General features: G+C 73.1%; 10 protein-coding genes. 4 read left to right on the plus strand and 6 right to left on the minus strand.

All coding sequences use genetic code 11. The annotated features are described in order from the left end of the window. Window positions 1-28: 28 nt before the first annotated feature. The 5 genes from AC2CHG_RS05915 to AC2CHG_RS05935 form a co-directional block, all read right to left on the minus strand. Window positions 29-1,315 (minus strand): dihydrolipoamide acetyltransferase family protein, encoded by a 1,287-nt coding sequence (locus tag AC2CHG_RS05915; protein ID WP_484524313.1) that lies wholly within the window; start codon window positions 1,313-1,315, stop codon window positions 29-31. 14 nt (window positions 1,316-1,329) lie between these two features. Continuing rightward, window positions 1,330-2,298 (minus strand): alpha-ketoacid dehydrogenase subunit beta, encoded by a 969-nt coding sequence (locus AC2CHG_RS05920; RefSeq protein WP_262014048.1) that lies wholly within the window; start codon window positions 2,296-2,298, stop codon window positions 1,330-1,332. Between the two features lie 28 nt (window positions 2,299-2,326). After that, a complete protein-coding gene (locus AC2CHG_RS05925; RefSeq protein WP_484524314.1) occupies window positions 2,327-3,457 on the minus strand; it encodes a thiamine pyrophosphate-dependent dehydrogenase E1 component subunit alpha in 1,131 nt (376 codons plus the stop codon). 116 nt (window positions 3,458-3,573) lie between these two features. Next, on the minus strand, window positions 3,574-4,905 hold the full coding sequence (locus AC2CHG_RS05930) for an aspartate aminotransferase family protein (RefSeq protein WP_366623251.1): 1,332 nt from the start codon (window positions 4,903-4,905) through the stop codon (window positions 3,574-3,576). A gap of 20 nt (window positions 4,906-4,925) precedes the next feature. Beyond that, window positions 4,926-6,458, minus strand: coding sequence for a CoA-acylating methylmalonate-semialdehyde dehydrogenase (locus tag AC2CHG_RS05935; RefSeq protein WP_484524315.1), 1,533 nt, complete (start codon window positions 6,456-6,458; stop codon window positions 4,926-4,928). 106 nt (window positions 6,459-6,564) lie between these two features. Between AC2CHG_RS05935 and AC2CHG_RS05940 the strand changes: the two genes are divergently transcribed. Further along, entirely contained in the window at window positions 6,565-8,208 is a 1,644-nt protein-coding gene (locus AC2CHG_RS05940; RefSeq protein ID WP_484524316.1) for a PucR family transcriptional regulator, read from the plus strand. A 4-nt stretch (window positions 8,209-8,212) separates the two neighbouring features. Here AC2CHG_RS05940 and AC2CHG_RS05945 read toward each other — a convergent pair whose 3' ends face one another. Next, a complete protein-coding gene (locus tag AC2CHG_RS05945; protein WP_262014052.1) occupies window positions 8,213-8,593 on the minus strand; it encodes a hypothetical protein in 381 nt (126 codons plus the stop codon). Between the two features lie 319 nt (window positions 8,594-8,912). On the opposite strand from AC2CHG_RS05945, the gene icmA reads away from it, so the two are divergent. From icmA to AC2CHG_RS05960, 3 genes are all read left to right on the plus strand, one after another. Further along, window positions 8,913-10,601, plus strand: a complete 1,689-nt coding sequence (gene icmA / locus AC2CHG_RS05950) for a coenzyme B12-dependent isobutyryl-CoA mutase large subunit (RefSeq protein ID WP_463839140.1) — start codon at window positions 8,913-8,915, stop codon at window positions 10,599-10,601. A 206-nt stretch (window positions 10,602-10,807) separates the two neighbouring features. Further along, entirely contained in the window at window positions 10,808-11,725 is a 918-nt protein-coding gene (locus AC2CHG_RS05955; RefSeq protein ID WP_047890550.1) for a tetratricopeptide repeat protein, read from the plus strand. Window positions 11,726-11,783: 58 nt separating this feature from the next. After that, a partial coding sequence (locus AC2CHG_RS05960) for an arginase family protein (protein ID WP_484524317.1) occupies window positions 11,784-12,863 on the plus strand: 1,080 nt, incomplete at its 3' end.

Consider the following 12,863-nt stretch of genomic DNA (forward strand, 5'->3'; position numbering starts at 1 on the left):
GTCCACGCGCCGTCCGTCTGCCGGGGCCTCAGCGCAGGGCCAGACCCCACAGCGGGTCGTCCAGGAACCGCCCGACGTGGGCGAGTACCCGGCTGCCCAGTTCCCCGTCCACCAGCCGGTGGTCGAACGACAGCGACAACTGCACCGTCCACCGGGGAACGACCTGCTCGTCGACCACCCACGGCATCCGGCGCAGTGCGCCGAGGCAGAGGATCGCCGCCTCACCGGGGTTGAGGATCGGGGTGCCGGCGTCCACCCCGAACACGCCGATGTTGGTGATGGTGATCGTTCCGCCGGACAGGTCGGCGGGACGGGTACGGCCCTCCCGCGCGGTGCTCGCCAGCTCGTTCAGCGCGACCGCGAGGTCCCGTACCGGAAGGTTCTGCGCGGCCTTGACGTTCGGCACCAGCAGACCGCGCGGCGTCGCGGCGGCGATGCCCAGGTTGACGTCGGCGAACCGGACGATCTCCTGGTTCTCCTCGTCCCACCGGGCGTTGACGTCCGGGTACCGGCGGACCGCGTCCAGCACCGCGAGCGACGCCACGAGCAGCGGGCTGACCTTCACCCCCTGGAACGCCGGATCCTGCTTCAGCCGGTCCACGAACTCGACGGTGCCGGTCATGTCGACGGTGAGGAACTCGGTGACGTGCGGCGCGGTGAACGCGCTGGCGACCATCGCGGCGGCGGTCGCCTTGCGGACCCCGCGCACGGGCAGGCGCTCGTCCCGCCGCTGGTCGGCCACCGGCGCCGGGACGGTGGTGTGGTCGAGCAGGTCCTGGCGGGTGATCCGGCCGCCGGGGCCGCTGCCGCGGATGTCGGCCAGCTCCACGCCGAGGTCCTTCGCGAGCTTGCGCAGCGGCGGCTTGGTGAGCACCGGCGGCCGGGACGTGTGCGGCCCGCGGACCGGCTCGGCCGGGCGGACGGACGGCGTCGCGCGACGCGGCCGGCGGGTCCGCGCCTGCGCGGACACCCCGTAGCCCACGAGCACCGCGGTACGCTCCGCCGCCGGTTCCTCGGCGGCCGGTTCGTCGCCGGTCGGCGGTTCGTCGGCGGACGGCGCCGCCGGGCCGTCACCCGGCACCCGGATCGCGATGATCGGCGAGCCGACCTCGACTGTCTGCCCCTCCTCGGCCAGCAGGCGGTCCACCACACCGGCGTACGGGCTGGGCAGCTCGACCACGGCCTTGGCGGTCTCGATGTCCACGATGACGTCGTTGAGGCCGACCGGATCGCCGGGGGCGACCCGCCAGGTGACGATCTCGGCCTCGGTGAGGCCCTCGCCGACGTCGGGCAGGCGGAACTGCTGAACGTTCACGGGTACCTCTCCCTTCACGCGGCCAGGACGCGGTCGACGGCGTCGAGGATCCGGTCCAGGTCGGGCAGGTACTCCTCCTCGACCTTGGCCGGCGGGTACGGCAGGTTGAAGCCACCGACCCGCTCGACCGGCGCCTCCAGCGAGTAGAAGCACCGGGTCGTCACCTGCGCGACGACCTCGGCACCGAACCCGGCGAACGTGGGGGCCTCGTGGACCACCACCGCCCGGCCGGTACGGCGGACCGACTCCTCGATGGTCGCCACGTCCAGCGGGGAGATGGACCGCAGGTCGATCACCTCGATGTCGCGCCCCTCCGGTGCCGCGGCCTCGGCGGCGGCGACGCAGGTGGCGACGGTGCCGCCGTACGTCAGCAGCGTCACGTCGCTGCCCGGCCGCACGGTCCGGGCGCGGTCCAGCGGCAGTGGCGGCCCGGCGGGGGTCACCTCGCCCTTGACCCAGTAGCGGCGCTTCGGCTCGTAGAAGATGACCGGGTCGTCACCGGCGACGGCCTGGCGGATCATCCAGTGCGCGTCGTCCGGGCTGGCGCAGTAGACGACCCGCAGCCCGGCGGTGTGCGCGAAGTACGCCTCGTTCGACTCGCTGTGGTGCTCCACCGCGCCGATGCCGCCACCCACCGGGATGCGCACCACCACCGGCAGGGCGGTACGGCCGCCGGTGCGGGCCCGCATCTTCGCGAGCTGGGAGACGATCTGGTTGAACGCGGGGTAGACGAAGCCGTCGAACTGGATCTCGCAGACCGGGCGGTACCCGCGCAGCGCCAGCCCGATGGCGGTGCCGACGATCCCGGACTCGGCGAGGGTGGTGTCCACCACCCGGGCCTCGCCGAAGTCCTTCTGGAGACCGTCGGTGACCCGGAAGACGCCGCCGAGCCGGCCGACGTCCTCGCCCATCAGGAGGACCTTGTCGTCGTCCTCCATGGCGCGGCGCAGGCCGCTGTTCAGTGCCTGACAGAGGGTGAGCATGAACGAGTTCTCCGATCGCGGGCGGGCGTCAGTCGAGGAAGGAGGCGCGGTAGGCGACGAACGCGTCGCGCTCCTCCCGCAGAAGCGGGGGCACGTCGGCCAGCACGGTGGCGAAGGCGTCCGCGAGGTCCGGCGCCGTCAGGGCCAGGCACTCCCGGCGGGTCCGGTCGGCGAGTTCGTCCGCCTCGGCCTGGATCTCGCCGAGGAACACCTCGTCGCTCCAGCCCTCGGCGCGCATGAGCGCCTCGACCCGGGCCAGCGGATCCCGCGCCCGCCACGCCTCCAGCTCGCCGTCGGTGCGGTACCGGGTCGGGTCGTCCGACGTGCTGTGCCCGCCCATCCGGTACGTGGTGGCCTCGACGATCGCGGGGCCGGCACCGGACCGGGCGTGCTCGGTCACCGCTGACGTCACCGCGTACACCGCCAGCACGTCGTTGCCGTCGACCCACTCGCTGCGCAGGCCGAACCCGGCGCCGCGCCGGTGGATCGGGGTACGCGTCTGCGACGCGGTCGGCGTGGAGATGGCCCACTGGTTGTTCTGGCAGAAGAACACCATCGGGGCGGCGTTGACGGCGGCGATGTTCATCGCCTCGCTCGCGTCGCCCTCGCTGGCGGCGCCGTCACCGAAGTACGTCACGACCACCGTGTCGCTGCCGTCGCGCTGCACCCCGAGGGCGTACCCGGTGGCGTGCAGCAGCTGGGCGGCCAGGACCAGCGTGTAGATGTGGAACGAGTACGGCTCCGGGTCCCAGCCGCTGTGCGCGACGCCGCGCCACTGGCGGAGCAGGTCGGCCGGGCCGATGCCGCGCCACAGGGCCGCGGCGTGCTCCCGGTAGCTCGGGAAGACGTAGTCGTCGGCGCGTACCGCCGCGACCGAGCCGACCTGGGCCGCCTCCTGGCCGCGGCACTGCAGCCACAGGCCCAGCTCGCCCTGGCGCTGCAACGCGAACGCCTCGTCGTCGAGGCGGCGCGCGAGCCGCATCCCCCGGTACAGGTCGCGGGTGAGTCGGCCGAGGGCGTCACGGTCGGCGTCGACGTCCGGGTGCAGGCGCCCGTCCGGGGTGACGAGCTGGGTCCAGCCCTCGGACGTACGCGGAAGGCCGGTGGTGCCGGCGAAGGGGTTGGTGACCTGTGGGTCGGCGAGATCTACGGTAGTCATTCGTCACCTTCTGGGTGCGTCGGTCTCCGCGTCACCGGGGTCGCCGGCCGTATCGCGGATCTCGGATACGGGACCGCCCGCCGGGGTGGACCCGGCGGGCGGTGGTGGGCATTGCCTCAGACCGTGTGGCGGTCGGCGAGTGTCAGCGCCTCGTCGAGGATCGCCAGGCCCGCCTTGGCCTCCGTCTCCGACACGGTGCACGGTGGCACCACGTGGATCCGGTTGAAGTTCGCGAACGCGACGAGCCCGCCGCGCTTGCACGCGGCCAGCACCTCGTTCATCTCCGGCGACGACGACCCGTACGGCGCCAGCGGCTCCTTCGTCTCCCGGTCGCGTACCAGTTCCAGCGCCCAGAACACGCCGAGCCCGCGTACGTCACCGACGCTCGGGTGCCGGTCGGCCAGCTCACGCAGCCCCGGGCCCAGCACGTCGGCGCCGATCGTGGCGGCGTTCTCGACGATCCGCTCGTCCCGCATCACGTTGATGGTCGCGACGGCGGCGGCGGTGGCCAGCGGGTGACCGGAGTAGGTCAGGCCGCCGGGGTAGGCGCGGGTGGCGAACGTGTCGGCCACGTGGTCGGCGATCACCACACCGCCGAGCGGGACGTAACCGGAGTTCACGCCCTTGGCGAAGGTGATCAGGTCGGGCGTCACGCCGTAGTGGTCCAGCGCGAACCAGGCGCCGGTACGCCCGAAGCCCGCCATCACCTCGTCGGCGATGTAGAGGATGCCGTGCCTGTCGCACAGCTCCCGTACGCCCGCCAGGAAGCCCGGCGGCGGCGGCATGATGCCGGCGGTGCCCGGCACCGTCTCCAGCACGATCGCGGCGATGGTGGACGGGCCCTCCATCTCCACGACGCGTTCGAGGTGGCGCAGCGCGAGCGCGCACTCCTCCTCCTCGGTCGTGGCGCCGAACTCCGACCGGTATAGGAACGGGCCGAAGAAGTGCACCACCCCGGCGGTGCCGTTGTCGCTGGGCCAGCGGCGCGGGTCGCCGGTGAGGTTCACCGCCGTCTGGGTGCCGCCGTGGTAGCTGCGGTACTGCGACAGCACCTTCGGCCGGCCGGTGTGCAGCCGGGCCATCCGGACGGCGTGCTCGATCGCGTCCGCGCCGCCGTTCGTGAAGAACACCTTGGAAAGGCCCGCCGGGGTCAGCTCGGTGATCAGCCGGGCCGCCTCGCCGCGGACGTCGTTGGCGTACGACGGCGCGATCGTGCACAGACGGGCCGCCTGCTCCTGGATCGCCGCGACCACCACCGGGTGCTGGTGGCCGATGTTGGTGTTGACGAGCTGCGACGAGAAGTCCAGGTAGCGGTTCCCGTCGCCGTCCCAGAAGTACGACCCCTCGGCGCGCTCGACCACCATCGGGTCGAGCAGCGACTGGGCGGACCAGGAGTGGAAGACGTGCGCGCGGTCGAGTTCGTAGGTGCGTCGTGCGCTGCTGCTCATCGGCGTTCTCTCTCCGCTGCTCAGACGTTCTCGGGGAAGCCGAGGTTGATGCCGCCGTGGCTGGGGTCGAGCCACCGGGACGTGACGACCTTGCCGCGGGTGAAGAAGTGCACGCCCTCGGCGCCGTGGGCGTGCGAGTCGCCGAAGAGGCTGTCCTTCCAGCCGCCGAAGGAGTAGTAGGCCATCGGCACCGGGATCGGCACGTTGACGCCGACCATGCCGACCTCGACCTCGTTCTGGAAGCGGCGGGCCGCGCCGCCGTCGTTCGTGAAGATGGCCGTGCCGTTGCCGTACCGGTTGGCGTTCACCAGCGCGAGCGCCTCGTCGTAGCTGCCGACGCGCACCACCGACAGCACCGGCCCGAAGATCTCGTCGGTGTAGACGCTCATCTCCGGCGACACCCGGTCCAGCAGGCTCGGCCCGAGCCAGAACCCGGACTCGTCGCCGTCGACACGCACCTCGCGGCCGTCCACCACCAGCTCGGCGCCCGCCTCGGCACCCGCGTCGAGGTACGACGCGACGCGGTCGCGGTGCTCCTTGGTGACCAGCGGACCCATGTCGCAGGAGCGCCGCCCGTCACCGACCTTCAGCGTGGCGATGCGCTCCCGGATCCGGGCCACCAGGTCGTCGGCGACGGGCTCGACGACCACCAGAGCCGAGATGGCCATGCACCGCTCGCCGGCCGAACCGAACCCGGCGTTCACCGCCGCGTCGGCGGCCAGGTCGAGGTCGGCGTCCGGCAGCACCACCATGTGGTTCTTCGCGCCGCCGAGGGCCTGGACGCGCTTGCCGTTGCGGGTGCCGGTCTCGTACACGTACCGGGCGATCGGCGTGGAGCCGACGAACGACACCGCCTTGACCTCGGGGTGCTCCAGCAGCCGGTCCACCGCGACCTTGTCGCCGTGCACCACGTTGAACACGCCGGCGGGCAGGCCGGCCTGCTCCCAGAGCCGGGCCACGAGCAGCGACGCGGACGGGTCCTTCTCGCTGGGCTTGAGCACGACGGTGTTGCCCGCCGCGATGGCGATGGGCACGAACCACATCGGGACCATCACCGGGAAGTTGAAGGGGGAGATCACGGCGCAGACGCCGACCGGCTGCCGGATCGAGTAGACGTCCACGTTCGTGGAGACGCCCTCCGAGTAGCCGCCCTTGAGCAGGTGCGGGATGCCGCACGCGAACTCGACGACCTCCAGGCCGCGGGTGACCTCGCCGAGGGCGTCCGAGACGACCTTGCCGTGCTCGGCCGTGATCAGCTCGGCCAGCTCCTGCTTGTGCTGGTTGACCAGCTCCCGGAACGCGAACAGCACCTGGGTGCGCTTGGTCAGCGACGAGGTCCGCCAGGAGGCGAACGCGGCGGCGGCCGAGGCGACGGCCTGGTCCACCTCGTCGACCGAGGCCAGCGGCACCTCCGTCCGGACCGCGCCCAGCGCCGGATCGTAGACTGGGGCCGTACGCTCGGTGACTCCGGCGAACGGCTTGCCGTCGATCCAGTGGGTCACCCGCTCCAGCGGGACGGGAGCGGGCGCGGTGCCGGGTGCTGTCTGGGTCATGCCCGGGATCATCTGCGCTTCCCCAGGTCCGGGCAATGGGCACTGTGTCGTTCCCGTCCGCGGGAAGCGCACATACTGTGCGCCGGAGGAAGGGGGAGGCGCTCCGATGCCGATGACCGTCCGTGACGTGCTGGAACTGCCGGCTCTGCAGCAGGCCGGGCCGCGCGTCCTGGCGGGCCGGGACCGGCTGGACGCGCCGGTGCGCTGGGTGCACGTCGCCGAGATCCCCGAGATCGCCGACCTGCTCCGCGGTGGCGAGCTGGTCCTGACCACGGGCATCGGCCTGCCCCCCGACGACGACGGGCTGCGCCGGTGGATCGACGGCCTCGCGGCCGTCGGGGTGGCGGGCGTGGTGGTCGAGCTGGGCCGCCGGTTCGGCGGCACGCTGCCGGCCGGGCTGGTCGAGCACGCCCGCAGCCGGAACCTGCCCCTGATCGCCCTGCGGCGCGAGATGCGGTTCGTCGCCGTGACCGAGGTCGTCCACTCGGTGATCGTCGAGGAGCAGACGGCGGACCTGCTCGCGAAGGACGAGATCCACCGCATCTTCACCGAGCTGTCGGTGGAGGGCGCCGAGCCCCGCCAGGTGCTCCGCGAGGTCACCCGCCTGTCCCGGCGGCCAGCGGTGCTGGAGAACCTCGCCCACCAGGTGCTGGCGTACGAGACCGGTCCGCTGACCGCCGAGGAGCTGCTCGACCGCTGGGAGACCCGCTCGCGTGCGGTCGAGGTGCCGTCCGGCACCGGCTACGAGCCGCGCTCGGGCTGGCTGGTGACGAGCGTCGAGGCGCGCGGCAACCGGTGGGGGCGGCTCGTGCTGCTGTGCGACCAGGAGCCACCGGCCCGGACCCGGGTGCTGCTGGAACGCGCCGCGTCCACCATCGCGCTGAACCAGCTCGTCGCCCGGGACTCGTCGTCGGTCGAGCGGCAGGCGCGCAGCAGCCTGCTGCTGAGCATCGTCACCCACTCGGCGCCCACCCGGGACGTGGCGCTGCGGGCGCGCGGGCTCGGTGTCGTCCTGGAGCAGCGCCGGCTGCTCGGCGTCGTGGTCCGGCGGCGCCGGCCGGCTCCGGGCGCCGGCGCCGACGGGACCGCGAACCGGCGGGAACTGCTCGACGCGGTGGAGACGGCGGTACGCGAGTGCGGGCTCGCCGCGCTCGCCGGCGACGTGGACGAGGCGGCCGGCGGCACCGGCGTCACCCTCCTCGTCGCGCTCGACGAGACCGGCTCCGACGAGGCGGCGCTGGGGAGCCTGTCCGCCGCGCTCACCCGGGCGGGCCACCGGGCCGGCTCGGACGTCGTGGTCGCCGCCGGGTCGGTGGTCCGGACGCTCGACCTGGCCCGGCGCTCACTCGCCGAGGCGGCGCAGGTGGCCGACGCGACTGTGCACACCGCCGAGCCGCGCCCGTTCTACCGGCTGCACGACGTCCGCCTCCGGGGCCTGCTGTACCTGCTGCGCGACGACGTGCGCCTGCAGACGTTCGTCGAGCGCGAGCTGGGCCCGCTGCTCTCGTACGACCAGCGCCACGGCACGAACCACGTCGCGCTGCTGGAGACGTATCTGGTGGAGGGGCGCAACAAGCGGCGCGCGGCGGACGCGATGTCGCTGTCGCGGTCGGCGCTCTACCAGCGGCTGGAGCTGATCGAGCGGGTGCTCGGCGTCGACCTGGACTCGAGCGAACGGCGCCTGTCGCTGCACGTGGCGCTCACCGCCCGGGACGTCATGCGCGCCGGTGGCCCGGAGCCCACCGGCTGACCCGTCACCTGTGGGTGCCGCGGCCCGACCGCAGGCGCCGGACGCCGTCGCGGGCCGGCGCGCTGTGCACGCTGACGCTGACCACAGGTACGGCGTTCGCGACGCTCTTGCGGACCGTCTCCATCGGCGCCGTGGCGGGGGAGCACTCCACGATCATCACCGCGGACCGGTCGGGGCACTGCACGTACTGGACGTGTGACACGGCGACCCGGCGGGAGTGCAGCACGGACAGCACCTTGAGCAGGCCGGTCGTGGAGTGACCCACGCCGAGGTGGACCACCATCGTGCACGGCGTGCCGTGCTCGGCGGCGGGCTCGTCGTACGGGCGGCCGGGGGCGGGCCGGGGAAGATCGACGGTTGCGGGGGTGGATGCGGACACGCTCACGGGGGCCTCACTAGGACGAGCCGACAGGATCGCTTTGGTCGGCGACGCACGCGGAGGCGTACGCCGCCTAGGTAATCAGCCGGGTCGCGATTCGATTGCCCACGGCGGGAGTGTGGCACGGGAACCCGGCTGCCGGGAGGCTGCGCCGGGCAGTCGTCCGCCACGTGAGACAGCGCCCTGACCTGCGGATCGACGGTGATGGGGCGTCCCGGCAGGGCCCGTGGCGGGGTTACCGGCCGGTACGCGAGCCCTTAAGGATCGTTCAGGATCTCGCTCTACACTCGGACTCGGGACGACGACTTGAGAAGGAGCTCCGCGCATGGACGCTGACGAGATCGCCGCCGGTCGGGCCCGCTGGCAGGCCCGCTACGACGCCGCCCGCAAGCGCGACGCGGACTTCACCACGCTGTCCGGACTGCCGGTCGAGCCGGTGTACGGCCCGCCGGAGGACACCCCGTACCCCGGGTTCGAGCGGATCGGCTGGCCGGGCGAGTTCCCGTACACCAGGGGTCTGTATCCGACCGGCTACCGCGGGCGGACCTGGACCATCAGGCAGTTCGCCGGCTTCGGCAACGCCCGGCAGACCAACGAGCGCTACAAGATGATCCTCGGCGCGGGCGGCGGCGGTCTCTCCGTGGCCTTCGACATGCCGACGCTGATGGGCCGCGACTCGGACGACCCGCAGTCCCTCGGCGAGGTCGGCCACTGTGGCGTCGCGATCGACTCGGCGTCCGACATGGAGGTGCTGTTCGACGGCATCGACCTGGCCGGCGTGACCACCTCGATGACCATCTCCGGCCCGGCCGTGCCGGTCTTCTGCATGTACCTGGTCGCCGCCGAACGGCAGGGCGCCGACCTGTCCACGCTGGACGGAACGCTCCAGACGGACATCTTCAAGGAGTACATCGCGCAGAAGGAGTGGCTGTTCGACCCCGAGCCGCACCTGCGCCTCATCGGCGACCTGATGGAGTACTGCGCGCGGGAGATCCCCCGGTACAAGCCGCTGTCCGTCTCCGGCTACCACATCCGCGAGGCCGGCTCGACCGCCGCGCAGGAGCTGGCGTACACGCTGGCCGACGGCTTCGGGTACGTCGAGCTGGGCCTGTCGCGCGGGCTGGACGTGAACACGTTCGCCCCCGGCCTGAGCTTCTTCTTCGACTCGCATGTGGACTTCTTCGAGGAGATCGCCAAGTTCCGCGCCGCCCGCCGGATCTGGGCCCGCTGGCTGCGCGACGTGTACGGCGCCACCAGCGAGAAGGCGCAGTGGCTGCGGTTCCACACGCAGACCGCCGGGGTGTCGCTGACCGCGCAGCAGCCGGTGAACAACGTGGTCCGCACCGCCGTGGAGGCCCTGGCCGCGGTGCTCGGCGGCACCAACTCGCTGCACACCAACGCGCTCGACGAGACGCTCGCCCTGCCCACCGACGAGTCGGCCGAGATCGCCCTGCGGACCCAGCAGGTGCTGATGGAGGAGACCGGCGTGACGAACGTGGCCGACCCGCTCGGCGGCTCCTGGTACGTCGAGGCGCTCACCGACCGGATCGAGGCCGAGGCGGAGGAGATCTTCGCCCGGATCAAGCAGCTCGGCGGCGAGGGCCCGCACACCATCGGCCCGATGACCTCCGGCATCCTGCGCGGCATCGAGGACGGCTGGTTCACCGGGCACATCGCCGAGTCGGCGTTCGTCTACCAGCAGGCGCTGGAGAAGGGCGACAAGCGGATCGTCGGCGTCAACTGCCACACCGGCACCGTCGCCAAGGACCTGGAGATCCTGCGCATCTCGCACGAGGTGGAGCTGGAGCAGCGCCGGGTGCTGACCGAGCGCAAGTCGGCCCGCGACGACGCCGCAGTCACCGCCGCCGTGGCGCGGATGGTCGAGGTGGCGCGGACCGGCGAGAACATGATCCCCGCCATGCTCGACGCGGTCCGCGCCGAGGCCACCCTCGGCGAGATCTGCGACGCCCTCCGCGCCGAGTGGGGCGTCTACCGAGAGCCCGCGCGTTTCTGACCCCGCCCGTCCCCCTCCCACCCCCGCGATCTTGCAGTTCGAGCCCTCCGCGCGCGGCATTCGTCGCATTTGCCGGGGCGGAAAGTGCAAGATCGCGGGGAGGTGGGGGTGGGGGTGCGGCGCGGGGGTTGAGCAGGGGTGAGAGTGGCGACGTGGGCGTTGCGGGTGGTCGGAGATCCCCGGGGTACGTGCGAGACTAGACAACCATGAGCGACCCACGGATCACCTCGTCGATCTTCACCCGCGGCGCGGTCGACCTCAGCGCGCTGCGCACCCCCGCACCGGCCGACACCTCATCCGCCACACCGTCCCAGGGCGCTGGGCCGACCGGGCTGCCGGGCAGCCCCGCCGGCTCCGCCGCCGTGATCGACGTGACCGAGGCGAACATCCAGTCCGAGGTGCTCGAACGCTCGCTCACCACACCGGTAGTGGTCTTCTTCGGTGCCGCCGGCTACCCGGAGAGCGACCAGTTCGCCCCGGTGCTGGAGCGGCTGGCCGCCGAGGGCGGCGGAGCGTGGCTGCTGGCCCGGGTCGACGTGCAGCAGCAGCCGCGGCTCGCGCAGATGTTCCAGCTCCAGACGCTGCCCACCACGTACGCCATCGTCGGTGGGCGCCCGATCGACGCCTTCCCCGGCCCGGTCCCCGAGTCGCAGTTGCGACAGTGGCTCCAGGCGGTCCTCAAGGCCGGTGGCGTCACCGTCGCCGAACCGGAGGACCCGCGCCTCGACGCCGCCGACGACGCGCTGATGAGCGGTGACCTCGACGCGGCCGAGGCGGCGTACCGGAAGATCCTGGCCGAGTCGCCCGCGGACGCGGCGGCGGAGGCGGGCCTGGCGCAGGTCGGGCTGGCCCGCCGGGTGGCCGGCGCGGACCCGCAGGGCGCGCTCGACGCCGCTGCGGCCGCCCCCGACGACGTGGACGCCCAGCTGCTCGCCGCCGACATCGAGGTGCTCAGCGGCCTCGCCGACGAGGCGTACAAGCGGCTGGTCGGCCTGGTCCGGCGCACCGCCGGGGACGACCGGGACCGGGTACGCCAGCACCTGCTCGGCCTGTTCACCATCGCCGGCCCGGACGACCCCGCCGTGGCCTCCGCCCGACGCGCCCTGGCCAGCGCGCTGTTCTGAGTCAACCCGCGCGGGCCGGCGCACCGCCGGCCCGCCCGACCGCCGAGGACGGGAGCCCATGATGCGCCGGATCGCCGTCCTCGACGCGCCGACGAACCTCGGACTGCGCCCGCCCACCGCGAGCTCCGTCCCCGGGTGCGGCAAGGCGCCTGGTGCGCTGCGCGACCACGGCCTGCTCGCGCGGCTGCGGGCCCGCGACGCCGGCTGCCTCACCCCGCCGCGGTACGACCCGGGGGACTGGCGGCCAGGCGACGGCGTCTGCCACGCGCCGGAGATCTCCGCGTACTCGGTGGCGCTCGCCGACCGGATCGGCGCGATCATCGACCGGGGTGAGTTCCCGCTGGTGCTCGGCGGCGACTGCTCGGTGCTGCTCGGCTCGGCGCTGGCCATGCACCGCCTCGGCGAGGCGGTCGGCGGGCGGATCGGGCTGGTCTTCGTCGACGGCCACTCCGACTTCCGGCACCCCGGCAACGCCTCCTACGTCGGCGCGGCGGCCGGGGAGGATCTCGCCCTGGTGACCGGCCGGGGGCAGCCCGACCTGGCCGCGATCGAGGGCCGCCGGCCGTACTTCCGGGACATCGACGTGGTGGTGCTCGGCATCCGCGCGCAGGACGAGTACCGGCTCGACCTCCAGGCCGCCGGCATCACCACCCGGCCGGTGCCGGCACTGCGCGCCGAGGGTGCCGCCCGGACCGCACAGTGGGCGCACGAACAGCTCGTCGACTGCGCCGGCTACTGGGTGCACATCGACGTGGACGTGCTGGACCCGGCGGTGATGCCCGCCGTGGACGCGCCCGACCCGGGCGGCATCGCCTTCGCCGAGCTGGAGATCCTGCTCGCCGGGCTGGTCGACACCCCGCACTGCCTCGGCGTCGAGCTGACCGTCTTCGACCCCGACTACGACCCGGACGGGGCGTACGCGGCCGAGATCGTGAACACGGTGGTGGCCGGCCTCGCCCCTGTCGTCGCGCCGGGTGCCGTGCCGCCCCGGCTGCTGCCGGCCGGACCTGTCGCACCGGCGCCCCGCGCCGCCGACAGCCGGCCGGAGCCCGACGGCTCGGTCTGCTGCTGGCCCGCAAGGGCGCCGTGGCGGTCGGTGTCGCCGACGGCACCGACCTGGTGGTCTCCAAGGTGGACA

It is taken from the genome of Micromonospora sp. ATLC20, from assembly GCF_057196585.1.

What these genes read in the sequence shown, in the direction of transcription:
- AC2CHG_RS05920 (WP_262014048.1), bottom strand. Translation starts at nt 2,298, where the DNA reads ATGCTCACCCTCTGTCAGGCACTGAACAGCGGCCTGCGCCGCGCCATG.
- AC2CHG_RS05930 (WP_366623251.1), bottom strand. Translation starts at nt 4,905, where the DNA reads ATGAGCAGCAGCGCACGACGCACCTACGAACTCGACCGCGCGCACGTC.
- AC2CHG_RS05940 (WP_484524316.1), top strand. Translation starts at nt 6,565, where the DNA reads ATGCCGATGACCGTCCGTGACGTGCTGGAACTGCCGGCTCTGCAGCAG.
- AC2CHG_RS05955 (WP_047890550.1), top strand. Translation starts at nt 10,808, where the DNA reads ATGAGCGACCCACGGATCACCTCGTCGATCTTCACCCGCGGCGCGGTC.
- AC2CHG_RS05935 (WP_484524315.1), bottom strand. Translation starts at nt 6,458, where the DNA reads ATGACCCAGACAGCACCCGGCACCGCGCCCGCTCCCGTCCCGCTGGAG.
- AC2CHG_RS05925 (WP_484524314.1), bottom strand. Translation starts at nt 3,457, where the DNA reads ATGACTACCGTAGATCTCGCCGACCCACAGGTCACCAACCCCTTCGCC.
- icmA (WP_463839140.1), top strand. Translation starts at nt 8,913, where the DNA reads ATGGACGCTGACGAGATCGCCGCCGGTCGGGCCCGCTGGCAGGCCCGC.